22 protein-coding genes and 1 tRNA gene are annotated in these 23,235 nt (G+C 69.6%); 11 read left to right on the top strand and 12 right to left on the bottom strand.

Going from position 1 to position 23,235, the window contains the following annotated elements; translation table 11 throughout:
* The first annotated feature begins 549 nt into the window (after positions 1-549).
* Complete coding sequence (mobF, locus tag G3N18_RS03720; protein WP_196382998.1) at positions 550-4,002, top strand: MobF family relaxase; 3,453 nt, start codon at positions 550-552, stop codon at positions 4,000-4,002.
* Positions 4,003-4,049: 47 nt separating this feature from the next.
* On the opposite strand, the gene G3N18_RS03715 is transcribed toward mobF, so the two are convergent.
* On the bottom strand, positions 4,050-4,430 hold the full coding sequence (locus G3N18_RS03715; RefSeq protein WP_196382963.1) for a hypothetical protein: 381 nt from the start codon (positions 4,428-4,430) through the stop codon (positions 4,050-4,052).
* Positions 4,431-4,678: 248 nt separating this feature from the next.
* Here G3N18_RS03715 and G3N18_RS03710 point away from each other — a divergent pair, with 248 nt between their 5' ends.
* Genes G3N18_RS03710 through G3N18_RS03695 form a run of 4 tightly spaced genes read left to right on the top strand, consistent with a single transcriptional unit; the run spans position 4,679 to position 8,550 of the window.
* A complete protein-coding gene (locus G3N18_RS03710) occupies positions 4,679-5,782 on the top strand; it encodes a tyrosine-type recombinase/integrase (protein ID WP_338038229.1) in 1,104 nt (367 codons plus the stop codon).
* A complete protein-coding gene (locus G3N18_RS03705) occupies positions 5,782-6,111 on the top strand; it encodes a helix-turn-helix domain-containing protein (RefSeq protein WP_196382962.1) in 330 nt (109 codons plus the stop codon). Before G3N18_RS03710 ends, G3N18_RS03705 begins: the two co-directional genes overlap by 1 nt.
* Positions 6,108-8,096, top strand: coding sequence for a hypothetical protein (locus G3N18_RS03700; protein WP_196382961.1), 1,989 nt, complete (start codon positions 6,108-6,110; stop codon positions 8,094-8,096). The genes G3N18_RS03705 and G3N18_RS03700 overlap by 4 nt, the downstream gene beginning before the upstream one ends.
* Before the next feature lie 10 nt (positions 8,097-8,106).
* Positions 8,107-8,550, top strand: a complete 444-nt coding sequence (locus tag G3N18_RS03695; RefSeq protein WP_196382960.1) for a GyrI-like domain-containing protein — start codon at positions 8,107-8,109, stop codon at positions 8,548-8,550.
* Positions 8,551-8,572: 22 nt separating this feature from the next.
* Here G3N18_RS03695 and G3N18_RS03690 read toward each other — a convergent pair whose 3' ends face one another.
* The 3 genes from G3N18_RS03690 to G3N18_RS03680 form a co-directional block, all read right to left on the bottom strand.
* Positions 8,573-8,986, bottom strand: coding sequence for a Fic/DOC family protein (locus G3N18_RS03690; protein ID WP_196382959.1), 414 nt, complete (start codon positions 8,984-8,986; stop codon positions 8,573-8,575).
* A gap of 9 nt (positions 8,987-8,995) precedes the next feature.
* Positions 8,996-9,199 (bottom strand): hypothetical protein, encoded by a 204-nt coding sequence (locus tag G3N18_RS03685; protein ID WP_087015143.1) that lies wholly within the window; start codon positions 9,197-9,199, stop codon positions 8,996-8,998.
* A gap of 111 nt (positions 9,200-9,310) precedes the next feature.
* Positions 9,311-9,535 carry a helix-turn-helix domain-containing protein gene (locus G3N18_RS03680; RefSeq protein WP_087015201.1) on the bottom strand — a complete coding sequence of 75 codons (225 nt, stop codon included), beginning with the start codon at positions 9,533-9,535 and terminating at the stop codon, positions 9,311-9,313.
* A 114-nt stretch (positions 9,536-9,649) separates the two neighbouring features.
* On the opposite strand from G3N18_RS03680, the gene G3N18_RS03675 reads away from it, so the two are divergent.
* Together G3N18_RS03675 and G3N18_RS03670 are read left to right on the top strand one after the other, a co-directional pair.
* Positions 9,650-10,288: a helix-turn-helix domain-containing protein gene (locus G3N18_RS03675; RefSeq protein WP_196382958.1), complete on the top strand. Its 639-nt coding sequence runs from the start codon at positions 9,650-9,652 to the stop codon at positions 10,286-10,288.
* Positions 10,285-11,544, top strand: a complete 1,260-nt coding sequence (locus G3N18_RS03670; RefSeq protein WP_176387213.1) for a tyrosine-type recombinase/integrase — start codon at positions 10,285-10,287, stop codon at positions 11,542-11,544. The genes G3N18_RS03675 and G3N18_RS03670 overlap by 4 nt, the downstream gene beginning before the upstream one ends.
* A gap of 79 nt (positions 11,545-11,623) precedes the next feature.
* On the opposite strand, the gene G3N18_RS03665 is transcribed toward G3N18_RS03670, so the two are convergent.
* The 3 genes from G3N18_RS03665 to G3N18_RS03655 form a co-directional block, all read right to left on the bottom strand.
* Positions 11,624-11,708: transfer RNA gene (locus G3N18_RS03665), tRNA-Leu, on the bottom strand.
* A gap of 80 nt (positions 11,709-11,788) precedes the next feature.
* Entirely contained in the window at positions 11,789-12,880 is a 1,092-nt protein-coding gene (locus tag G3N18_RS03660) for a VIT1/CCC1 transporter family protein (RefSeq protein WP_196382957.1), read from the bottom strand.
* A 135-nt stretch (positions 12,881-13,015) separates the two neighbouring features.
* A complete protein-coding gene (locus G3N18_RS03655; protein WP_196382956.1) occupies positions 13,016-14,905 on the bottom strand; it encodes a DEAD/DEAH box helicase family protein in 1,890 nt (629 codons plus the stop codon).
* A 103-nt stretch (positions 14,906-15,008) separates the two neighbouring features.
* On the opposite strand from G3N18_RS03655, the gene G3N18_RS03650 reads away from it, so the two are divergent.
* Positions 15,009-15,881: an SGNH/GDSL hydrolase family protein gene (locus G3N18_RS03650; protein ID WP_196382955.1), complete on the top strand. Its 873-nt coding sequence runs from the start codon at positions 15,009-15,011 to the stop codon at positions 15,879-15,881.
* Positions 15,882-15,929: 48 nt separating this feature from the next.
* Here the strand turns inward: G3N18_RS03650 and G3N18_RS03645 are convergent, their stop codons facing one another.
* On the bottom strand, positions 15,930-16,739 hold the full coding sequence (locus tag G3N18_RS03645; RefSeq protein WP_196382954.1) for a TrmH family RNA methyltransferase: 810 nt from the start codon (positions 16,737-16,739) through the stop codon (positions 15,930-15,932).
* Between the two features lie 73 nt (positions 16,740-16,812).
* On the opposite strand from G3N18_RS03645, the gene G3N18_RS03640 reads away from it, so the two are divergent.
* Together G3N18_RS03640 and G3N18_RS03635 are read left to right on the top strand one after the other, a co-directional pair.
* A complete protein-coding gene (locus tag G3N18_RS03640) occupies positions 16,813-17,664 on the top strand; it encodes a Sir2 family NAD-dependent protein deacetylase (RefSeq protein ID WP_196382953.1) in 852 nt (283 codons plus the stop codon).
* Positions 17,665-17,724: 60 nt separating this feature from the next.
* Positions 17,725-18,330 (top strand): histidine phosphatase family protein, encoded by a 606-nt coding sequence (locus G3N18_RS03635; protein WP_196382952.1) that lies wholly within the window; start codon positions 17,725-17,727, stop codon positions 18,328-18,330.
* A gap of 471 nt (positions 18,331-18,801) precedes the next feature.
* On the opposite strand, the gene G3N18_RS03630 is transcribed toward G3N18_RS03635, so the two are convergent.
* From G3N18_RS03630 to G3N18_RS03620, 3 genes are read right to left on the bottom strand one after another with little or no spacing between them, the layout of a single operon-like run.
* Positions 18,802-19,605, bottom strand: a complete 804-nt coding sequence (locus tag G3N18_RS03630; protein ID WP_196382951.1) for an HpcH/HpaI aldolase/citrate lyase family protein — start codon at positions 19,603-19,605, stop codon at positions 18,802-18,804.
* Entirely contained in the window at positions 19,602-20,195 is a 594-nt protein-coding gene (locus G3N18_RS03625; protein ID WP_196382950.1) for a MaoC family dehydratase, read from the bottom strand. The genes G3N18_RS03630 and G3N18_RS03625 overlap by 4 nt, the downstream gene beginning before the upstream one ends.
* Before the next feature lie 19 nt (positions 20,196-20,214).
* A complete protein-coding gene (locus tag G3N18_RS03620; protein WP_196382949.1) occupies positions 20,215-21,390 on the bottom strand; it encodes an acyl-CoA dehydrogenase family protein in 1,176 nt (391 codons plus the stop codon).
* Positions 21,391-21,515: 125 nt separating this feature from the next.
* Between G3N18_RS03620 and G3N18_RS03615 the strand changes: the two genes are divergently transcribed.
* On the top strand, positions 21,516-22,145 hold the full coding sequence (locus G3N18_RS03615; protein ID WP_230403834.1) for a TetR/AcrR family transcriptional regulator: 630 nt from the start codon (positions 21,516-21,518) through the stop codon (positions 22,143-22,145).
* Between the two features lie 74 nt (positions 22,146-22,219).
* Here G3N18_RS03615 and G3N18_RS03610 read toward each other — a convergent pair.
* Positions 22,220-23,235 (bottom strand): dihydrolipoamide acetyltransferase family protein (locus G3N18_RS03610; protein WP_196382948.1); only part of this gene is annotated, 1,016 nt, incomplete at its 5' end.

Genomic DNA, 23,235 nt, shown 5'->3' with positions numbered 1-23,235 from the left:
TCCCGAATCAGACCGACACGACCCACCGAAAACACCGAGGGTGGTCTCCGTTCAGAGTGACAAACCGGTCTCAGATCAAACTGACATAGTCACCAGCCGCGTCATGCCGACCGAGAACGTCCACGAGTCCCCGTCCTGACCTTCGACCGAGGCGAACCCGAGCGGCCCCGCCATGTCCACGTCCTCAGTCGGGGCGCAGCCCTCGTCGGTGCAGATCTGCACCTGATCGACGGCCGAGGTGTCACCGTCGAGCTGGATGACGATGGTGTTCGCGCGGCCCGCTCACCGGGCACGCGAACGGGACACAGCCCGTCAGATCCATCGCGGTCACCGGCCCGGCCACGGCCGCGATCCCCGCCCGCCGTCTCCTCGTCATCCTCACCAAGCCCGCACCATCCGATCCTGCTTCCATCTCGACGCTACGGACCGATCCTCCGATCGTCCCGCTCTCTGGACCTCACAGAGCTCTCACGCTCTCTTCCGAATGGACGTATGCTACCGTGGTAGATACATCAGTTTCTATACAAGAAACATCAGGCGGTGATTCATATGCGCGGCGGTGTGATCCTGTTCCGGGGAACCGGGGCCGATGCGCGCCGCTATGTCGAGGCCGACCGTTCCCGCGCCGATGACTACTACCTCGGCGCAGAGACTTCCGTGGCGGAGTTCACCGCGCTCGACGGTGCCGGGAACGTGACCGCCACACTCGGACTGGAACCAGAGGTGTACGCGGGCTGGGTGGACTGGACGAACCCGGTCACGGGTGAGTCGATGGGCAAGCCACGATTGCCGGGGGAAGGGCGGCAGGGCTCGCCCAGGTTTGCGGAGATGGTGGTGAACGCCCCGAAGTCGCTCTCGATCGCCGCCGCGCTCCACCCCGAAGTCTCTGATGCTTTCGAACTGGCGCAGCAGGACGCCGTGGGCGAGATTCAACGGTGGCTCGCACAGCACTCTGTGACCCGTGTCGGGCCGCGCGGCAAGCAGGAGGTTGTGCCCGTCGAGCAGTTGCAGACGGTAGCGGTGTCGCACCGCAGCAGTCGGGCGGGTGATCCGCACCGGCATATCCACTTCCAGATCGGCACACGAGTATGGGCGGCAGGGAAGTGGCGGGCGCTGGACACGGCGGCGCTGTTCAAGCAGCAAGGCGCGATCCGCGCCCTCGGCACCGCCGTCATCGCCGCGCACCCGGAGCTTGCGGAGGTGCTGGATCGGCACGGCCTCACCCTCGATCCGGTATCGGGCGAGGTGGTCGAGATCGAGCGGTTCAACGGTGTGATGAGCAAGCGGGGCGAGCAAGTACGCAAGCATCTCGAACGGCTCGAAGCGGAGTGGGAGGCGGCGCATCCGGGCGAGGCGATGGGGCCGGTCGTCCCCGCCCGGCTCGCGGCGAAAGCGTGGGCGTATGAGCGGCCAGCGAAGAAGCCCACCACCCTCCGCGAAGAACACGCCTGGGTGACCGAGCTACGCGACGCCGGCTACGACCCCGAGACCTTGCGCCGGCCTGTGCGTCGTGTGCCGGCGTCGCTGGATGACCTCTCCGTGCAGACCGTCGCAAGCAGGGCGCTGGATCGCTGCGCGGCAGGGGGTTCGGCGTGGACGCGGCACACGGTGCAGGAGCACGCGACCCGGATCATGACCGAGTACGGCGTGCAAGCAGCACCCGAAGAGATACGCGAGTTCCTGCGCATCGCAACCGCCCTGGCGATGGAGGATTGCCTCTCGATCCTCCCGCACGGCGCACCGACGCCGGAGCATGTGGCGCACCTCACGTCGCTCAGGGTGGTGCAGGCCGAGACGGAACTGCGCGACATCCTGACCGCACGAGTGCCGAAGCGGGAGCCGAGGCACCCGGACGTGCGCGACGCGGCAAGGGCGCGGGGTCTCGATGCGGGGCAGGAGCGCGCCGCCGCAGCGGTCGCATCGAGTGATCCGCTCGTGATCGTGGAGGGCGCAGCCGGGGCGGGCAAGACCACCATGCTCGGCGTCGCAATCGAGGTCGCGGCGCAGCATGGGCGGGCGTCGCGGGTGGTTGCGCCGACGTTGCGCGCCGCTCAGGTCGCGCACGATGAACTCGGGGTGCCCGCGACCAGTGTTGCGGCGCTCGTGCATGCCCACGGGTGGCGGTGGAACAGCGACGGCGTATGGACGCGCCTCGTACCGGGCGACACCGACTCGGAGACGGGGCGCACCTATCGCGGCCCGTCCAAGGACGCACGGCTCGCGCGGGGTGAGCGGGTGATCGTGGACGAGGCCGGGATGCTCGACCAAGACACCGCAATCGCCCTCCTGACCGTCACCGCCGAGGCGGGCGCGACGGTCGCACTGGTCGGGGATCGCGCGCAGCTCGCCGCAGTTGGTCGTGGCGGGGTGCTCGATATGGCCGCGCACATTCGGGGGCGCACGTTCGATATGGCCGAGGTGCACCGCTTCACCGACCCCGCCTACGCCGAGGTCACGCTACGGATGCGCGACGGACGCGACCCCGGCGAGGTGTTCGACCAGCTCGCCAGCCTCGGGCTGATCCGTCTGCACGAGAGCGGCGACGAGGCGCGCGAGCATATCGCCCAGGAGCGGCAGGATGGCGAGGCCGTCACCGTCAGCACGAACGATGAGGCCCGTACTATCAACGCCCGCATCCGCGAGGAGCGAGTCTCGCAAGGTGTCGTCGACGACACGACGACCGTGTACGGGAACGACGGCCTGCCTATCGGGGCCGGGGATGTGATTCAGACGCGGAAGAACAACGCCGATGTGGGGGTGGCGAATCGGCAGCAATGGGTCGTGCAGCGCGTCGAGGACGACGGCGCGGTCTCCGTGCGCGAGGCCGGGAGCGGGCGGAAGCGGCAGCGCACCGTCAGGCTCCCCGCTGAGTATGTGGCCGAGCACGCGCACCTGTCGTATGCGGTGACCGCCTACGGGGTGCAGGGCGCAACCGTCGCGGGGTCGCACACGATCCTCACCGATGCCACCAGTGCCGCAGGTGTGTACGTCGGCATGACCCGCGGGCGAGAGTCGAACGTGCTGCATGTCGTCGCCGGGAACCTGACCGACGCCAGGGCGCAGTTCATCGAGGCGATGGAGCGCGACCGCGCCGACCGCGGACTTGCCGACGCTACCCGCCGAGCCGTCGAGGAAGTGGCCGGGTTGGTCGAGAACGGCCCCGTGCGGTTCGTGAGCGACGAGATAGCGGCGCTCGACAAGCGTGCGGCAACGGCTGAGGCGCAGGCGGCACGCTGGCAACAGGTCAGCGCCGCCCTTGCCGACCTCAGCGACCGCGAGACGGCACTACGCGAGAACGCACGCGCCACCGAGCAGACCGCGCGGCAGCGTTCCGAGCAGGTGCGCGCCGAGGTGACCGCGCCCCTCGTCTCCGCGGCGAGAGCGGCACTCACCGAGTGGGAGCAGGCCGACGCCGCCGAGCAGGCGGCAGGCGAGCAGGTGCGGGCGGTGTCATGGTTCGGGAAGCGCCGCGCCCGCGACGAGCACGAGAACGCCCAGGCCCGAACCCGCGAAGCGCGCCAGCAGTTGACGAACGAGTGGGGTGAGCCGCCGAAGTGGAACGAACGTGCCGACGCCTGGGTGGAGCGAGTCACCCGGCCCCGGATCGAGAACGACCCGCGTGTGATCGACGCCGAGCAGGAGCACCGGGCGGCACGCGACGCGATGCTGAGCAGACCAGAGCGAGCGCAGACCGCACGACTCGCGGCGTTCGCGCGGGTGTTCGGTGCGGAGACGGTGAGCCGCAATCGGCAGGCGTACCTCGGTACGAACTCTGCACGACAGGCCGCAAGCGCGGCGCAGACGGCGAGGCGAGCGCGCAAGGAAGCCGAGCTGCTGCGCTCCCTCACGCCTGCCGAGGCAGTCGGGAGGATCGAGCAGACCCGCGCAGCACAGGCCGCACGCGAGGCCCAGCGGGTGGAGCGGGAACGCGCCAGGCTGCATGACTTCGACCAGCAGCATCGCAGTGCACCTCGACAAGACGGCCCGGCGCGCGGCTTGTAAGCCAGCACGGTCGGGCTGCCGCGGGCTTGTCGCGCCCTTGCCCTCGGCTACCGTCCGAGGCTCGGGCCGCTACGCCCGCTGCCAGGCGAGTCGTCGTGTCCGAACGCATCTGGCGGAGGCAGGGTGCGGCGGTGTTCGCGGGCGGCGTCCAGCTCGTGGTCGAGCAGGGCAGGGTCGCGGGTGCTCTGACGTGTCGTGAAACCCTGGGCGTGCTCGTCCAGCAGCCCCATCAGCCGGTCGTGCTGTTCGGCGTCCTGGACGGTGACGAGGTTTGGGCGGAGCAGCGCGTCCAGGCCTGAGTGGTCTTGAACGATGGCGAGGGTGCGGGCGTGGGCGAACACGTCGCCGGGAATCTGCGACCAGTCGATCACCCATCCGGCATTGCGGGCGAGTTGGTTGAAGAAGACGTGCTGGCTTCTTGTGTTCACGTCGCGGGTCGCGTGGATCGAGAACCGAGAACTTTTCGATCTGATGCAACATGCGGTGGTTCCGCGGGTTTCCGGGCCTCCGGGTCGCCATGATCGCGTCCGCTTGCCAGCGTATCCGTGGAGTGGGGTGCACAAGTGCCCGCGAGTAGCGCTCGGCCGTACGATTCCGGGCGACTCCCCGAGGGTTTGGTTCGTGTCGTGACCCATGTCATCCATCATAGCGTTGCGTTAGATGCAATAATGATGGGGTGAGTGAGGATGCGGAGGTGTTGCTGCTTCGGCAGCCGGGCGTCGTGCCGTTGCACGAGGACGCTGCGGTATTCAGTGGCATGCTCGATGGGTTCTCCCGCCAGCAGACGAGTCGCGGTCTGGCCACGCAGACGATCCAGATGCGGCGCTGGCAGGTGGAGCGGTTTCAACGGTTCGCGGACTCGTACCCGTGGGAATGGCTGCCCGGTGACGTCGAGGACTTCACCACGAGCCTGTTCAGCGGGCCACGCCCGTTGTCGCGCTCGACGGTGCGGATCTATCACCTGACGTTGCGCGCGTTCTGCGACTTCATCACCGACCAGCGCTACGGCTGGGTCGCAGAGTGCCGGTCTCGGTTCGGGTCGGTGCCGACGCAGGTGTGCTTCGAGTGGAACACGGTCGCGCACACCGTCGACTTCGAGGGCACGCCGGGTCGGCGGCCGCTGGACTACGACGAGCTGGACGCGCTGTTTGCTGTCGCGGACGCTCGCGTGGAGACGCTGCGGCGGCAGGGCCGCAAGGGCGCGCTGGCCGCGCTGCGAGATGCCCAGCTGCTGAAGACGACCTATGCGTGGGGGCTGCGCCGCCGCGAGGTGCTGGGCTTGGATGTGGTCGATCTGCGGACGAACGCGAAGACACCGCAGTGGGGTCGGTTCGGGTTGCTGCACGTGCGGCACGGGAAGTCCTCAAAGGGGTCGATCCCCAAGCGCCGGTCGGTGCTGTCCCTCCCGGAGTTCGACTGGGCAATCAACGGACTGCGCGTCTACGTCGAGCAGGTTCGGGAGAGGTTCAATCCCGGCAATCACCCGGGGCTCTGGCCGACCGAGCGCGGCACCCGTGTCGGTGACCGCTACCTCGACCGCCGGTTCGCGCAGCTCCGCGACGAGGCCGAGCTGCCGGCCGAGCTGACCCTGCACAGCCTGCGGCACTCCTACGTGACGCACCTCATTGAGCTGGGCTACGCGGAGCAGTTCGTGCAAACCCAGGTCGGGCACGCCTACGCGTCGACGACAGCGATCTACACCTCGGTGACCGACGACTACCGCAACCGCGTCCTGGCGGCGGCGATAGACAAGTTCTACTTCCCGGAAGGAAGCACCTGATGACGACGAAGACGATCACCTGGCGGCTGCGCACGCTGATGGCCGAGCGGGGCATGTTCAAGACCACCGACCTCCTCGAACCGCTGAAAGCCGAGGGCGTCGCGCTCTCCCGCGAGCAGGTGTTCCGGCTGGTCACGCAGACCCCGCAACGGCTCAACGTCGAGGTCCTCGCCGCGCTCTGCACGATCCTGGACTGCACCCCCAGCGACCTGCTCGTCCTCGAACAGGTCGCCGCGCGGCCTGCTGAAGCGACGGGCACGGGCGGGCGGATCGAAGACATCGGTGATCTGCGTCCCGTCCCCGCGCGAATCACACGTCCGAAACCGTGACGATCCCGCGCGGCACCCCACAGCCGGATGGAGTGTTCGGGCTTCGCGTCGCGGCCGCACTGGCCGTCAAGGGCGTGATCGCGCCCGAACAGGTCGTCATCGACGCAGCGGAGAAAATCGTGCGAGCAGGCGCGCGGAACGGGGCGCTGCGGCTGCTGACCAGCGAGCAGTTCGATCCCCATGAACTGCACGCTGAAACGTTGAGGGAGGTGCAGATGCTGCTGGCGAGCCTCGCCCGCGACGGCGCGACGGGCATCGGCCTGCCGCTCTGCCCCTCCTGCCGCACGAGGAAGGTCGTCAAGGCCCGCAACGAGCACGGTGAGCGTGAGTGTTTCCGATGCACTCAGCGCCGCTCCTATGGTGAATGTGCCCAGTGCTTGCGAATGAAGAAGCTCACCGCGATCAACGCCGACGGGCAGCGCGTCTGCCAGCGCTGCGGCCCAGAGGGCATCCCGACGTTCGCCTGCGAGAGCTGCGGGAAGACCGTCACCACCGTTGGGCGCGTCGACGGGCGACGGGTCTGCCTGAACTGCCTGCCGCCACGCCTGCGTCGCTGCGTCTCCTGCGGGCAGCAGAAGAAGATCGCCGCGACGATCCTGCACGGCCCGCACTGCTTCGCCTGCCACAACCGCATCCTCCGCAACGCCGCACCCTGCCCCGGATGCGGCCAGAAGCGCATCCTCGCGTTCCTCAGCGAGGACGACCACCCCTGTTGCGCGGCCTGCGCCGGGCAGCCTCCTCGATACGCCTGCCGCCGCTGCGGCAGCGAAGAACACAACTACGGTCGCCTCTGCGGGAAGTGCGCGCTCAGCGACCGCTGCGACGACATCCTCACCGGACCCGACGGTGAGTTCCTTCCTCCGATGCAGGCACTGCGCGACTACCTGCTCGCCCAGCCCCGTCCGGCTCAGGTCATCAAGTGGCTGCGCATGGGGCCAAGCACGGACCTGCTGCGCGACATCGCCTCCGGGCGAGCGTCAATCGACGCGGTGCTCGACACGCCGCGGCCGAGTAAGCCGTTGATCTACCTGCGGACGCTGCTCCTCGACGCCGGTGCCCTTCCCCGCGACACGGCCGCCACGAGGCAGCTGATGGCCTGGGCGGCGCAGACCATCAGCGAGGCACCGGCCGAGCATCACCAGATGCTGCGCACCTACACCCGATGGGTACTTCTCCGCCGCGCCAGCCGAAACGACTCCGGCGACATCCCCATCGGAGCCGCCCGGCACGTCAAAGCATCCCTGCGTGGCCTGGTCGCCTTCCTCACGTGGATCGAAGAACAGCAGACGCCCCTGGCCTCCCTCACCCAGGCGCAGATCGAAGAGTTCATCACCCTTCGCACCGCCCGCCGTTGGCTCCCGCAGTTCCTCGCCTGGGCCGCCGAACGAGACATCACACCAGACCTCGGCATCGCGACGCTCCCACGTCGAGAACCGACGATCAGCACCTCCGAAGAACAGCTCGAACACGTCATCCGCATCCTCGCGACGGATCGCACCATCGCGCTCGATGCCCGCCTCGCATCGCTGCTGATCGCCGTCTACGGGCTCCCGGCCAGCAAGGTTCTCCTCCTGCGCCGCAACCAGCTCCGGGATCGAGACGCTTCCCTCGACCTCCTCATCGGAGACCGCCCACTCGCGCTCTCCGATCCGATCGCCATCCTCGCCAGGGAACAACTCGATCTCCTCGCGGAGCCAACGCCCGATGGCTGGCTCTTCCCCGGCCTACGGCCCGGCCAGCCGCGTGACCCGCAGTATCTCAATCGCCGACTCCGCCCGTTCGGCGTCTCCATCTCCGAGTTGCAGAACATCGCCCGATTCCGCCTCGCAGGAGCGGTCCCAGCGAAAGTCCTCGCAGACATGCTCGACTTCAGCGTCGCCACCTTCGAGAACTATGCCCGCCTCTCCGGCAGCACCCGTGGCGACTACCCCGCCCTGCGCGGCACGGCACCAGCCGCGTTGAGAAAAGGCCCGAAAATCCAGTAGACAGGAACCCATGACCGACTACCCCACGAACCATGACCTCGGCCGGATCGACGTCATCGAGCTTGACGATACCCCTGCCCTGAGTCGTGACGTCGCCCTCGATATCGCGGCGATCCAAGCCTCCTGGCCCGACTTCGAGGGCTCCTTCGACTCGCTACAGGGCCGCAGAATGATGGGACTGTTCTACGGCCAAGACGATGTCTATCGGCTGTCCTCCGCGCGTCTCGATCGAGACCACGACAATCCACTCGGTCTCGACGAGACCGTGATCCCAGGCGGCAGCTATCTGCGCCTGCGCCTGCGCGGCAGCGCACCGTCCATCTACGAGGACATCGCCCCAGCATTCGACGCGCTCTTCAAACACGCAAACCACGACCCTGAACGGCCACACATCGAGTACTACCGCCGCGAGGGCGAGGTTGACTGCCTCGTCCCGATCAACTCATCGAGCTGACCTCAGACAAGGCGGATAGTTCTCACTCGGATAATGCACTTCCACCGGTAGTCGTCTCGCCCCACACCCAGGCGAGCCCGTCGGAGAACGCATCGGCGTCGAGGCCGCGCAGGTGGTCGCGGGCGGCGAGCTGTCCGAAGACGCGCTCGGCCTCGCCGACGATGAACTGCGGGCGGCAGTGGATGATGCCGGTGCCGCCGGGGTGGGTGTCGGTATCTCTGATCTCGCCCGCCCAGTCGTACAGGTCGCGGGTCAGGTGCCGATGGATCGCGAGCAGATGAGGGAGGTCGTAGCTGCCGGGGATCGGGTGTTCGCGGAGTTCACCCATGCGCTGGCCGATGACCTCGGTTTCCACGAACTTCCAGTGCTCATAGTCCGTGATGCCGAGCTTGTTGACCAGAACATCAGAGCCCGGATAGGTGTAGTGATCCGGCATGAGCGCGAGCTACCGCGCAGGAGCGAAACGAGCCTCGGCCCGTGCGATCACCTCGGCCACAGCCTCGTCAGCGGTGACCTCGCCCCGCACCTGCCGCGCCAGCAGTTCCAGGCCCTCGGGCGACATTGCCTCTCCAGCGGTCTGCTGCCCGGCCTGCACTTCCGCGAGGACGCGCTGAACGTGCGCCTCGGATACGCGAGTCTTCGTAGCCATGCGGGTGCCTCCTTGTGGTCGGCGTTCTTGGGCTAGTTTACGGCGCTTGGCCGACATTCACATGGAAGCAGGGCACGGGGGTGCCGATTCGGCACAACGGGCGATGGAGCATCAGGACTCGCTGCTCTCGCTCGGGGCGCTGGTGAAGAGTGCGAGGAACTTCTCTCGCGGGATCACGATGCGCCGCCCGAGCTTGACGTGCGGGATGGTGCCCTCGTTGATGCTCGTGGTGATCGTGCGGGGATCGACGCCGAGGGCTTCGGCGGCTTCCTTGCGGGTGATGACGAGGCTGCGCCGCTTGCGGAGGTCGTCCATGTCGAGGGTGCTCTGCCGCATCATCACACCGTCCGTTCGTGTCAGCGCCGAGAAATGTGGTTCTTTACACCGTAGAGAATCACACTTGCGTTGTCAAGTATCGCACTGTAGATTTCTACTATGGAAAGAGAAAGAGTGCGGGGCAACCCCGCAGGGACCACGAACGCGCACGTCGCGCAGAACATCCGCGCGGCTCGCCAAGCGATCGGCATGGACTTGCGCACCATGTCCGAGGGCCTGAAAGCGGCCGGGCGCAAGCTCTCCACCTCGGGCATCAGCAAGTTGGAGGCCGGGGATCGCCGCGTGGACGTGGACGACCTGACCGTGATCGCCCATCTGCTGCGCACCACCCCGGCCGCGCTCTTGACGCCCCCGGACGAGCAGACAACGCTCACGGGCGTACCGGAGGGGTACGAGCCGGAAGAGATCGACAGGTGGATGCGCGGGGAACTCGTGCTCACCGATGAGGGGCTGTTCAACTACTGGCAGCAGGAATGGGTGATCTGCACCGACCGCATCCACTACCTCGAAACCACGCTCGCGGGCATGACCGCTCCCGACCCGGACGACCCCGAGAAGCCGCGAGCGAACCCCAAGACCATCGCCGCCTACACCGAGCGGCTACAGACCGCCAGGGCGCGCGAGCAGGTGATCCGCGAGCGGGGCGTGCAGATCGACCCGACCGGGCGCGTGTTCAACGCCAAGGACTACACCGAGAACTACGCCGACACCCACCAGCCCGGACAGACCACCGCAAGGAGCACCCTGTCATGACCACGAAGCAGCCCGAGCACAGCGGCGGGGGTGAGAAGCAGCAGCGGCGTTCGCGCTCCCGGCAGCCCGGCTCGATCCAGGCCTACGACACCGACAAGGGCAGACGGTGGCGGTTCCAGATCTACGTCCTGAAAGACCCCGAGTACCCCGAGATGGGATCGCGCAGGCTCACCCGCTCCGGGTTCACCAGCACCGACGAAGCGAACGACGCCTTGCAGGAGGCGTTGAAGCAGCGCAAGCAGAACGAGAAGTTCGGCAACAAGGTACCCACACTCGGCGTCTACGCCGACGAGTGGGCGGCAGGGTTGAAGCTCGCGGCCTCCACGATCAAGGGGTACAAGAAGATCATCCGCAACCACATCCGCCCGCAGCTCGGCACGATCCGGCTCGACAAGCTCACCGCCACCAGGATCGCCCGCCACTATCGCGACTTGGAGAAGTCGGGCCGCAAGGACACCTACGGCAAGGGCAAACCGCTCTCTGCGAACTCGGTTCACAAGGTGCATGTCGTGTTGGGTGCGATCCTCGATGCGGCGATGGACGAGGGGCACTTGACGGTGAACCCGTCGAAGAAGAAGCGCACCGTCAAGCCTCCGACCACGAGCGAGGTGCGGGCGCAGAAACCTGAAATCGTCACTTGGACAGCCGAGCAGTTGCAGACGTTCCTCACCTGGAACCGCGACGAGTTGGAAGACGAGCTGTTTCCGCTGTGGCGGCTCATCGCCTACACCGGCATGCGCAGAAGCGAAGCCCTCGCCTTGAAGTGGAGCGACCTCAACACCAAGGCGATGCGCGTCAGCATCCGCCGCGCGGTCGATACCGACGACTGGACGAAGACCAAGCCCCCGAAGACCGGCAACGCGCGCGTGATCGACGTAGACGAGGACACCCTGAAAGTGCTCGCCTCCTACAAGGTCGCCCGCGCGGAACTGGCATTCGAGCTTGCCAAGGCCGACGCCTACATCTTCGGCGACGACGACGGGAAGCTGCGCTCACCCGACGCGATGACGAGCCGCTGGGATCGCCGCATGAACTGGCTCACCACGAAGAACGACACCATGCACCGGGTCACGATCAAGGGGCTGCGTCACACCCACGCGACCCTGCTGCTCGAACTCGGCGAGCATCCCAAGGTCGTCCAAGAGCGCCTTGGGCACTCAACGATCACGACGACGATGAACATCTACTCCCACGTCACCCCGACCATGCAGCGGTCGGCCGTGACCCGCTTCGCTGCCCATCTCGGCCACGCTTAGCACTTTTTCTAGCACTTCCGACGAAGACGACCCCCAACCTGGAGAACTAAATCCCAGGTCAGGGGCCATTTCATTCGCGTGCGCGAGGGGGGACTTGAACCCCCACGCCCTATACGGGCACTAGCACCTCAAGCTAGCGCGTCTACCTATTCCGCCACCCGCGCAGAGTGGTTTCGGTGCTTTCGCAACCGAGGATCGACATTACCACGTCTGCGAGGCAACCTCGAACCGAGGGCGGAGTTCGTCAGCCTGCAGACACCCCGAAGAGCAATCCGAGACCGTACGTGACGGCGGCCGCGCCGTAACCGATCGCGAGCTGACGCAGGCCGCGCTTGAGGGGCGGCGCGCCCGAGAGCAGCCCGACCATGGCGCCCGTGGCGAGCAGAGCGATGCCGACCAGGACGAGGGCGACCACGACCGCCGCCGTGCCGCTGAGGCCGAAGATCCAAGGCAGCACGGGGATGATGGCGCCCGAGGCGAAGAACAGAAAGCTCGACACGGCCGCGCCGAGGGCGCTGCCGACGACGTCGTGATCGCCGCTGACCGCCACCGGACCGGTGATCGGGTGCGCGTCTTCGACCGCGTGGGCGGCCTGGATGACCCGCCGCGCGCGGGCCTCGGCCTCGTCTTCGGGCATGCCGCGGGTGCGATAGACGAGGGCCAGCTCGTTGGCGTCGAGATCGAGATCGGGGAACGCGGCGTCGGCGTAGTCGCTCGGTTCGGTGGCATCGAGCATCTCGCGCTGCGACCGCACCGAGACGTACTCACCCGCTCCCATCGACAGGGCGCCCGCGAGCAGGCCCGCGATGCCGCTGAACAGCACGAACTGCGCGGAGACCCCCGTCGCGCCGATGCCCATCACGAGGGCGAGGTTCGAGACGAGTCCGTCGTTGGCGCCGAACACGGCAGCGCGGAACGTGCCCGACAGGCGCCGCCGCCCACGCGCAGCGAGGCCGCGCACCACTTCGCGGTGCACCTTCTCGTCGGCGGCCATCTGCGCGGTCGCGTAGGGCTCGCTGTCGTAGGGCGAACGCTGCTCGGCGTTCTGCGCGAGCGCGAGCACGAAGATCGACCCGAACCGCCGCGCCATCCACCCGAGGGTGCGCGCGTTGAGGCTCGGAGCGGGCAGGCGCTGCGGCTCGGAACCGAGCAGATCGAGCCAGTGCTGCTCGTGGCGGCCCTCGGCGTCGGCGAGGGCGAGCAGGATGTCGCGCTCCTCACCGTCGCGGCGGCGGGCGAGGTCACGGTAGACCTGTGCCTCGGCACGTTCCTCGGCCAGATAGCGCGCCCAGCGCCGCCGATCGGCGGGTGTGGGCTCGGGGCGGGTGGTGGTCACGGACTCTCCTCGCTGTCTCCCCCACGCTACCCAGGCGCGCGACGCGCACCCGCCCAGAAGCCCGGATTGCCAGCATTTCGGGCCTCCGAAGCGCCCCGGGCGCGCGCACCCTGTGCGACCGACCGCGGCCGCCAGTCAGGAGTGGACGCGGCGGCGCAGCACCTCGATACGCGCCTGCAGTTGAGCGACCGTCGCGCGCGCCACTTCCGGTCCCCCGCACACCCGGCGGAGCTCTGCGTGCACCGACCCGTGCGGCTCGCCGCTCTGACGCGCGTACAGGCCGACGAGACTGTTCAGCAGTTGCCGCTGCTCCTTCAGGGTGCGGTGCAGGGCCGGGGGCAGGCTCGCATCGAGTCCGCCCGCGGCAGAGGCATCCGTGCCGACCTCGCCGGCCGCCTCACCGACACTCGCGGCGCCCTCGCGGGCTTCGCGCACGCGCCGGTGGCGCCCCTGACGCGCCTGGCGCTGCATGAGCAGCTCGTGCACGTGCTCGGGTTCGAGCAGGCCCGGCAGGCCCAGGAACTCCTCCTCTTCGGGCGTGCCCGGCACGGCGAGCTGCCCGAACTCCTTGCCGTCGAAGAGCACCCGGTCGAAGTGGGCGACCGATCCGAGCGCCTGATACGAGAACTCCTGCTCGAGGTCGTCGGATGCCTTGTCTTCGCGCTCGGCCTCGGCCAGGAGCGTGTCCTCGAGCCCGTCGTCGTCGCCCGCCTCACGGTCGAGGGCGTGGTCGCGCTCGCGCTCCATCTCGCCGGCGAGGCCCAGCAACACCGGCACGTTCGGCAGGAACACCGACGCCGCCTCGCCGCGGCGCCGCGCCCGCACGAAGCGGCCGATGGCCTGCGCGAAGAACAGCGGCGTCGACGCGCTCGTGGCATAGACGCCCACCGCGAGACGCGGCACGTCGACGCCCTCCGAGACCATGCGCACCGCCACCATCCACCGGGTCGTGGCGTTCGCGAACGTCTCGATGCGACCCGAGGCGGCCTTGTCGTCGGAGAGCACGACCGTCGGCGCTTCGCCCGTGATCCCGTGCAGGATCGCGGCATACGCCCGCGCGGCGGTCTGATCGGTCGCGATGACGAGTCCGCCGGCGTCGGGCACGTCTTGCCGCACCTCGCTGAGCCGGCGGTCGGCGCTGCGCAGCACCGCGGGAATCCAGTCGCCCTCGGGGTCGAGGGCCGTGCGCCACGCCTGCGCGGTGACGTCTTTCGTGTTGTCCTGCCCGAGGTGGGCCTCGAGCTCGTCACCGGCTTTGGTGCGCCAGCGCATCTTGCCCGAGTAGACGAGGAACAGCACGGGCCGCACGACGCCGTCGGCGAGGGCGCGGCCGTACCCGTAGTTGTAGTCGGTGCGCGACAGCCGGATGCCCTTCTCGTTCGGGTGGTACTCCACGAACGGGATCGGGGCCGTGTCGCTGCGGAACGGTGTGCCGCTCAGCAGCAGGCGCCGAGTCGCGCGCCCGTACGCCTCGCGCAGCGCATCGCCCCAGCTGAGCGCGTCGCCGCCGTGGTGCACCTCGTCGAGGATCACGAGCGTCGGTTTCTCGTCGACGAGCCGGCGGTGCACGGATGCCTTGACCGCGACCTGTGCGTAGGTGACCGCAACCCCGTGGAAGTGCCGGGCGTGGGTGTGCTGCCGGTTGCTGAAGCGCGGATCGAGTCGGATGCCCACACGGGCCGCGGCGTCGGCCCACTGGGTCTTCAGGTGCTCGGTGGGAGCGACCACGACGATGCGCTCGACCACGCCGCGGCGTAGGAGCTCGGAGGCCAGACGCAGCGCGAAGGTCGTCTTGCCGGCGCCGGGGGTCGCCGCGGCGAGGAAGTCGCGGGGGCCCTTTCCCGGGCCGTGCGGTCCGTCGAGGGTGAAGTACTCCTCGAGCGCTTCGGCCTGCCACGCGCGCAGGTTCTGCGCCGTTCCCCACGGCGCGCGCTGCGGGAACGCGGGAGACAGGTGCTCGGCGGCGAAGCTGCCGAACTGGGTCGGGTGAGCGCCCTCCTCCTGCCCCTGCTCGTCCGCCGTCACGAGTGACCACCCTAAACGAGGTCGCCGACACCCGGGTCTGAACCGCGGCCGCGAACGGACGCCGCGACCCGGGTAGCCTCGAAGGACCCGAGTCAGGAGAACCATGAGCCGGAACGAACCCACCCCCGACGAACATCGCTCGCCGTACGTACCGAACGAGAGCGCCCACCCGTGGCGTCGCATGGTAGCGATCGGAGATTCGTTCACCGAGGGCATCGGCGATCCGATCGAGCGCACGACCGATGACCACCGCGGCTGGGCCGACCGCGTCGCCGAGGTGCTCGGCGCGCAAGTCGACGACTTCGCCTACGCCAACCTCGCCGTGCGCGGCAAGCTGATCGGGCAGATCGTGGCCGACCAGATCGAACCCGCTCTCGCGCTGAACCCCGACCTCATCACGTTCTCCGCCGGCGGCAACGACGTGATCCGCCCCGGCGGCGACCCCGACGCCGTCGCGCTGCAATTCGAAGACGCCGTCGCGCGGCTGTCATCGCAGGGCGCCACGGTCGTCGTGTTCACGGGCGTCGACACCGAGTTCACGCCCGTCTTCCGAGGCATCCGCGGGCGTGTCGCGATCTACAACGAGAACATCCGCGCCATCGCGGACCGCTACGACGCGATCGTCGCCGACCAGTGGGCGCTCAAAGAGGTGCAGGACATGCGTTTCTTCGACGACGACCGCCTGCACTACAACGCGCTCGGCCACCACGAGATCGCCCGCATGGTGCTGCGCGCCCTGAACGTGCCGAACGAGCTGCAGCCCATGCAGCCCGACCCGCTGCCCACCCTCACGTGGCGCGAGGCCCGCACGAACGACTTCGTCTGGGCACGTGCGCACCTGGTGCCGTGGGTGCTGCGGCGCCTGCGCCACCAGAGCTCGGGCGACAACATTTCGGCCAAGCGCCCCGACGCCCTGCCGGTGTCGACCGAAGCGCCCGCGCGCGACCGCACGGCCGGGCCCGGGCAGCAGGTCTGACCGCGGACCAAGGTGCTGGCTTCGCGTGGGCTCCGCCCCGCGCGGGTCTCAGGGGCGGAGCGCCCAGAGCGCGACGGAGGCCGCCGCAGCGACGTTGAGCGAGTCCACTCCCCCGGCCATCGGGATCGTGACGATCGTGTCGGCCGAGGCCAGCGCGTTCCGCGACAGGCCGTCGCCCTCGGCACCCAGCACGAGGGCGACCTGTTCTGGACGGGCCGCGGCGAAGACATCCAGCGCCACGGCGTCGTCCGCGAGGGCGAGCGCCGCGACGTGCAGCCCCGCCTCGCGGAGCGTGTCGCGGGCCGCCTTCCAGCCGCCCTCGATGCCCTCCGGAATGCGCGTCCACGGCACCTGGAAAACCGTGCCCATGCTGACCCTGACGCTCCGCCGGTACAGCGGGTCGGCGCACCGCGGCGTCACGAGCACCGCGTCGGCGCCGAGGCCCGCCGCCGCGCGGAAGGCCGCCCCGACGTTGGTGTGGTCGACGATGTCTTCGAGCACGAGCACCAGACGCGCGCCGGCGACGACGTCGGCGACCGCGGGCAGCGCGGGGCGCTCCATGGATGCCAGTGCACCGCGGTGCACGGCGTAGCCGGTGAGCTTCTCGGCGACATCGTCATCGACGAGGTAGATCGGCGCCTCCGGGGCGAGCGCCTCGGCATCCGACAGCCATTTCTCCTGCACGAGCACCGAGCGGGGGCGGTGCCCCGCGGCGATCGCGCGACCGATCACTTTCGCCGACTCCGCGATGTAGAGCCCCTCGGCGGGTTCGGTGCGCCGGCGGAGGGCCACGTCGGTCAGATCGCGGTAATCGACCAGGCGCGGATCGGACGGGTCTTCGATCCTCACGACGGGCATACCGCCATGTTGTCACGGCCCGCGCAACATCCTCGAAACGCCGGGGGCGTACGCTCGATGACGAGGGGGTGCCATGACCACGGTGCTGGAGTTCGACGCGCAGACCGCCGCCTCGCTCGAACGCGCGATCACCGCCCTGTCCGGACGCCGCATCGCCGTGCTCACCGGGGCGGGCGTGTCGACCGACTCGGGCATCCCCGACTACCGCGGTAAAGGCGCGCCGACCCGCACACCCATGACGGTGCAGCAGTTCCTCGCCGACGAGTCGTCGCGGCGGCGCTATTGGGTGGGCAGTCACCTCGGCTGGCGCACGTTCGCCGCCGCGCGGCCGAACGCCGGGCACGAAGCGCTCGCCGCCCTCGAGACCGCCGGCGTCGTGACCGGAGTGATCACGCAGAACGTCGATGGGCTGCACCTGCGCGCCGGGTCGCGACGCGTGGTCGAGCTGCACGGCACCATGCGCCGCGTGCTCTGCCTGCACTGCGGGCAGGTGTTCGACCGCCGCGACCTCGCGACCCGCGTCGAGCACGATAACCCCTGGATCGCGGTGCCCGACGCCGTCGAACTCGGACCCGACGGCGACGTGCTCCCCGCCTCGACCGACGGGTTCGTGGTGCCGACCTGCAGCGTGTGCGAGGGCATGCTCAAGCCCGAGGTCGTCTTCTTCGGCGAGTACATCCCGCCCACCCGCTTCGAAGACGCCGAGCACCTGCTCGCGGCGAGCGATGCGCTGCTTGTGGCCGGGTCGTCGCTCATGGTGAACTCGGGCATCCGACTGCTCGAGCGCGCGCGGCGCCGCAAGCTGCCGGTGGTCATCGTCAACCGGGGAGAGACCCGCGGCGACGCGCGCGCGACGGTCAAGATCGACGCCGGCACCACCGAGGTGCTGCAGGCGCTCGCCGAAGCACTGCCCGGCGTTAGCTGAACGCGGGGTCGGTTGCGCACGCGCGAATCGTCGGCCGTCACGGCCGCGTAGGCTCGTACGGTGACGACTCTGCTTCTCGTGCGCCACGGCGAGACCGACTGGAACGCCGCGCGGCGCATCCAGGGATCGACCGACATCCCGCTCAACGACACCGGCCGCGAGCAGGCGCGCGAGACCGCCGCCGCCCTCGCCGCGCGCTTCGCCGGGCAGGCGCCCGTCGTGGCATCCAGTGACCTCAGTCGGGCGCGCGAAACCGCCGAGATCATCGCCGAGGCGCTGGGCGTCGCCGGCCCGCGCATCTATCCCCAGCTGCGCGAGCGCTCATATGGCGTCGCCGAGGGCATGACGATCGAGGAGTACCTCGAGCGGTTCGGTGCGTTCGACCGCGAGAACGTGCCCGAGGCCGAGTCGACGCCGCACCTGCGGGCGCGGGCGGTGTCTGCGGCTCGCCGGGTCGTGCGCGATGCGCGTCGCAGCCACGCGCCGCAGGATGTTCCCGTCATCGCCGTGGCGCACGGCGCGCTGATCGGACAGCTCATCCGGCACGCGAGCGGCGACACGCTGCCCCTCGCCGGAGAGCGTCTCGCGAACGCCTCGACCCACACCTTCCTCGTCGAGCGCGACCGGCTCGGCGTGCTGTCGTACGCCGCCGTCCCGGTCGACTGACCGCGGCCGGGTCCTGGTTTTCTGGTTTCGGCTGCTGCGCTTCTGCGGATTTCTGCAGTAGTGCGGACTCCTCGCGCCGAGGCATCCGCGGTTGTGCAGATCTCCGCGGTTATGCGCGGCGAGGACGGCGCACCCCGCGCTTCGCGCAATTGCGGAGATACGCGTACCTGCGGATGTCTCACGCCCAGGCGTCCGCAGTTGTGCAGATCTCCGCGGTTGCGACTTGGGCGGGAGTGGGTTCGACCAGGTCGCGTGCGCATAACCGCGGAGATCCCCGTATCTGCGGATGCCTCACGCCCATGCATCCGCGGTTGTGCAGATCTCCGCGGTTGCGACTTGGGCGGAAGAGGGTTCGACCAGGTCGCGTGCGCATAACCGCGGAGATGCGCGTAATTGCGGATGCCTCGCGCCGAGGCATCCGCGGTTGTGCAGATCTCCGCGGTTGCGGCGTCCGCAGGCCGGGCGCGGGGGTCAGGCCCGGGCGAGCACCGAACGGGCGTGGCGCAGCACGGGCTCGTCGACCATGCGGCCCTCGAATCGGAACACGCCCCGCTCCCCCTCGGCGGCGGCGAGTACGCCGCGCGCCCAGGTGACGGCCTGCGCGTCGGGGCGGTAGGCGGCGCGGATCGTCTCGACCTGCGCGGGGTGGATGCACGCGGATGCCTGAAAGCCGCTGGCGGCGGCGTCGGCGGCCTCGCGGCGCAGGCCGCGTTCGTCGGCGATGTCGAGGTGCACCGCGTCGATCGCCGCGATCCCCTCGGCGCCGGCGGCCATCAGCACGCGCGCACGGGCGTAGCGGGCGACATCGCGATAGCCGCCGCCTTTCTTGCGGCTGCCGGTGCCGCCGAGCGAGGCGACGAGATCGTCGGCACCCCACATGAGCCCGACGACGTTCGGTGCGGCGGCCAGCTTGTCGGCCGCGACGACGCCGCGCGCCGTCTCGCACAGCGCGATCACCTCGAAGCGGGTGTCGATACGGACGATCTTCTTGGCCGACTCGGCCTTGGGCACCATGATGCGGCGGAAGTCGGTCTGCGACAGCGTCGCCATGTCGACGTCGAAGTCGGTCGTGCCGAGGGCGTTCACCCGCACGATGACGCGCGCGGGATCGAGGTGCGCATCGATCAGTGCGCCGCGCGCCGCGGCCTTCGCGCCCGGCGACACGGCGTCTTCGAGGTCGAGGATTACCGCGTCGGCACGCGCCGCCGCCGTCGCGAAGCGCTCGGGGCGATCGGCCGGGCAGAACAGCAGGGCCGGTCCCAGGGTGAAACTCATGCGTCCTCCATCGGTGACTGGGGTGCGTGCGGTGCGCGCGGCGCGTGCGAGGCAGATGCCGCGGGCGACACGGATGCCTCGGGCGAACCCGCCTCGGAGGCATCCGGCCGGCACCACATCAACGCCGTACGGGTCGCCTGCGCGACGATCTCGCCGTTCTGGTTGCGCCCCGTGTGCGCCATCGTGACGATGCCCTGGCCGGGCCGCGACCGCGAGAGCCGCACCTCGGTGATCTCGGTCTCGGTGTAGAGGGTGTCGCCCGCGAACAGCGGATGCGGAAAGCGCACGTCGCCGAGACCGAGCTGCGCGACGAGCGTGCCCTGCGTGAGCTGCGCGACCGATGAGCCGACCATCGTGGCGAGGGTCCACATCGAGTTCATCAGCCGCTGCCCGAACGGTTGCGTGGCGGCGAATGCGGCGTCGAGGTGCAGCGCCTGCGTGTTCATCGTGAGCGTCGAGAAGAGCACGTTGTCGGCCTCTGTCGCGGTGCGGCCGGGCCGGTGCAGGTACACGGCGCCCACCTCGAACTCCTCGACGTAGAGCCCGCGCTGCACGATCTGCGTCACGGTCGGGGCCACGGGCTCGCTCACAGGGCCACGCTACCGCCGGTCACCGGCCGAGGCCCAGCGAACGGGCGATGACGAGCAGCTGCACCTCGGTGGTGCCCTCGCCGATCTCGAGGATCTTCGCATCGCGGTAGTGGCGCCCGACGGGGTATTCGTTCATGAAGCCGTTGCCCCCGAAGATCTGGGTGGCGTCGCGGGCGTTGTCCATCGCGGCGTCCGAGGCGGTGAGCTTCGCGATCGCCGCCTCGGCCCCGAACGGGCGCCCCGCGTCGCGCAGCCGCGCGGCGTGCAGCCACGCCAGGCGCGCGTTGTGCACCCGCAGCTGCATGCGCGCGAGCATGAACTGGATCGCCTGGCGCGACCCGAGCGCGTGCCCGAAGACCTGCCGGGTGTTCGCGTAGTCGAGGGCCGCCTCGAGGCATCCTTCGGCCGCACCGGTCGAGAGGGCCGCGATCGCGACGCGCCCCTCGTCGAGGATGGAGAGGAAGTTCGCGAACCCCCGCCCCCGCTCGCCGAGCAGGTTCGCCGCAGGCACGCGCGCGCCGTCGAAGGTGAGCGGGTGGGTGTCGGAGGCGTGCCAGCCGACCTTGTCGTAGGCGGGGCCCACGGTGAAGCCCGGGGTGCCGTTCGGCACGATGATCGTCGAGATCTCGCCGCGCCCGCCCTCGGTGCGCGGCCCGGTCACGGCGGTCACCGTCACGAAGCGAGTGATCGGGGTGCCGCTGTTCGTGATGAACTGCTTCGACCCGTCGATCACCCACTCGTCGCCCTCGAGCCGCGCGGTCGTGCGGGTGCCACCGGCATCCGACCCCGCCTCGGGCTCGGTGAGGCCGAAGCCGGCGAGGGCGCGCCCGGAGAGAAGGTCGGGCAGCAGCTCCTCGCGCTGCGCGTCGGTGCCGAAGCGGAACACGGGCATGGCGCCGAGGCACACGCCCGCCTCGAGCGTGATCGCGACCGACTGGTCGACGCGGCCGAGGCCCTCGATCGCGAGCCCGAGCGCGACGCTGTCGCCGCCCTGGCCGCCGACCTCTTCGGGGAACGGCAGCCCGAACAGGCCGAGCTCGCCCATGCCGCGGACGACCTCCATCGACAGCGTCTTCGTGCGATCGGCCTCGTACGCTTGCGGCGCGACCTCTTCGTCGGCGAAGGCGCGCACCATCCCGGCCAGTTCGCGCTGTTCGTCGGTGAGTCCGTACGCGGACAGGTCGAGCACAGCCATGTCATCTCCTTCGATGCGGGCGATCACGATCCGGTCACGGGCCGTCGGCGCCGCTTCTCCGGGTGTCGCGAGTCGGGTTAGTGTGCACTAACCGAGTAACGCCAGGTTAGCGAGGATTAACTGATATGGCAATGCGCTCCACCGAGACCGACACCGATCCGTCGCCCCTCAGCGGCCGCGGCCGCGCCAAGGCCCGGCGCCAGGACGATCTGCTGCGCGAGGCCGCGCGGCTGTTCGCCGCGGAAGGCTTCGACGGGGTGAGCCTCGAAGACCTCGGCGCCTCGGTGGGGATCAGCGGCCCCGCCGTCTATCGACACTTCGCCAGCAAGCGCGCGCTGCTCGGCGCGATCCTCGTGCGCACGAGCGAAGAGCTGCTGTCCGGCGGCCGTCGCGTGGTCGAAGCCGCGACGGATGCCACGGACCGCTTACGCGATCTCATCGATTTCCACGTCGATTTCGCCCTGGCGGGCGCCGACGTCATCCGCGTGCACGATCGCGACCTCGCGCGGCTCGACGACGACGACCGGCATCGCGTGCGGCGGCTGCAACGCGAGTACGTCGACGTCTGGACCGACGTCCTCGCGCGCCTGCACCCCACGCGCAGCCTCGACGACCTGCGCGTGCGGGCGCACGCCGGGTTCGGACTCATCAACTCGACGCCGCACTCCGTGCGGGCTCTCCGCGACGCGCCGCCCGACGACACCGTGCACGACATCCTCGCCGACATGGCCTTCGCCGCGCTCAGCGCCGACTGAGCGCGGCGCCGGGCCGGGTTCGCGGGGCCCCGTTCGCGTCCGACCCGGGCAGACGCCCGCTCCCCCGGCATCCGTCAGGCGAGCAGCATCGCCCGCCCCGGCTCGCGCAGCACGTCGCCGACCGCGGCGAGAAAACGCGCGCCCTGCTCGCCGTCGACCAGCCGATGGTCGAACGACAGGCTGAGGGTCACGATGTCGCGGAGCGCGATCTCGCCCTCGAACTCCCAGGGTCGCCGGCGCACGGTGCCGAGGCCCAGGATGCCCGCCTCGGGCGGGTTCAGGATCGGCGTTCCGGCGTCGACGCCGAACACGCCGAAGTTCGTGATCGAGAACGTGCCGCCGGTGAGCGAGGCGGGTGTCGCCCGTCCCGCGCGGGCCATCGCGGCGAGGTCGCGGATCGCGTCGGCGAGCTGAGGCAGGGTGAGCTGTTCGGCATCCGGGATGTTCGGCACGATCAGGCCGCGCTCGGTCGCCGCCGCGATGCCGAGGTTGACGTAGTGGTGCGTGACGATCTCGCCCGCCTCGTCGTCCCAGCTCGACCCGAGGGAGGGCTCGGCCCGAAGAGCGAGGCACACTGCTTTCGCCGCCACGGCGAGCAGGCCGATGCGGTGCTCGGCGAGACGCGGATCGGCGCGCAACCCCGCGATCAGCCGCGTCGTCTCGGTGACGTCGACTTCGAGAAAGCACGTCACGTGCGGCGCCGTGAAGGCGCTGCGCACCATCGCGGCGGCCGTCGCCTTGCGCACTCCGCGAATCGGCGTGCGGGTCTCGCGCTCGGGCGTGCGCGCGTGGCGCCCGTCCGCCACCGGCGCGCCGCTCTGCGGCACCGGCGCACCCGTCGCGGGGGCCATACGTGCGGCGAAGCGTTCGACGTCGTTGCGGCGGATCACGCCGGTGACCCCGGATGCCTCGACGAGTGCCAGATCGACCCCGAGCTGCTTCGCGAGCTGCCGCACGGGAGGCGTCGACCGCGGTCGCTCGTGACGCACGTCGAGCGGCGGAGCGCTGTCGACGACGTCGTGCGGAGCGGCGTCGAGCACGGCGGTGTCGGATGCCGCCGGCGCGGATCGCCCGCCTGCGCCGGCCGCCG

The organism is Microbacterium paulum (assembly GCF_015707995.1).
Classification (GTDB): Bacteria; Actinomycetota; Actinomycetes; order Actinomycetales; family Microbacteriaceae; genus Microbacterium; species Microbacterium paulum.
Note: the sequence above shows the minus strand (reverse complement) of the source record. Positions and strands in the feature narration are given on the sequence as shown.

Coding starts and splice junctions, on each gene's coding strand:
- mobF (WP_196382998.1), top strand. CDS start 550: ATGCGCGGCGGTGTGATCCTGTTCCGGGGAACCGGGGCCGATGCGCGC.
- G3N18_RS03705 (WP_196382962.1), top strand. CDS start 5,782: ATGACGACGAAGACGATCACCTGGCGGCTGCGCACGCTGATGGCCGAG.
- G3N18_RS03695 (WP_196382960.1), top strand. CDS start 8,107: ATGACCGACTACCCCACGAACCATGACCTCGGCCGGATCGACGTCATC.
- G3N18_RS03690 (WP_196382959.1), bottom strand. CDS start 8,986: ATGCCGGATCACTACACCTATCCGGGCTCTGATGTTCTGGTCAACAAG.
- G3N18_RS03685 (WP_087015143.1), bottom strand. CDS start 9,199: ATGGCTACGAAGACTCGCGTATCCGAGGCGCACGTTCAGCGCGTCCTC.
- G3N18_RS03680 (WP_087015201.1), bottom strand. CDS start 9,535: ATGCGGCAGAGCACCCTCGACATGGACGACCTCCGCAAGCGGCGCAGC.
- G3N18_RS03670 (WP_176387213.1), top strand. CDS start 10,285: ATGACCACGAAGCAGCCCGAGCACAGCGGCGGGGGTGAGAAGCAGCAG.
- G3N18_RS03650 (WP_196382955.1), top strand. CDS start 15,009: ATGAGCCGGAACGAACCCACCCCCGACGAACATCGCTCGCCGTACGTA.
- G3N18_RS03645 (WP_196382954.1), bottom strand. CDS start 16,739: ATGCCCGTCGTGAGGATCGAAGACCCGTCCGATCCGCGCCTGGTCGAT.
- G3N18_RS03640 (WP_196382953.1), top strand. CDS start 16,813: ATGACCACGGTGCTGGAGTTCGACGCGCAGACCGCCGCCTCGCTCGAA.
- G3N18_RS03630 (WP_196382951.1), bottom strand. CDS start 19,605: ATGAGTTTCACCCTGGGACCGGCCCTGCTGTTCTGCCCGGCCGATCGC.
- G3N18_RS03620 (WP_196382949.1), bottom strand. CDS start 21,390: ATGGCTGTGCTCGACCTGTCCGCGTACGGACTCACCGACGAACAGCGC.
- G3N18_RS03615 (WP_230403834.1), top strand. CDS start 21,516: ATGGCAATGCGCTCCACCGAGACCGACACCGATCCGTCGCCCCTCAGC.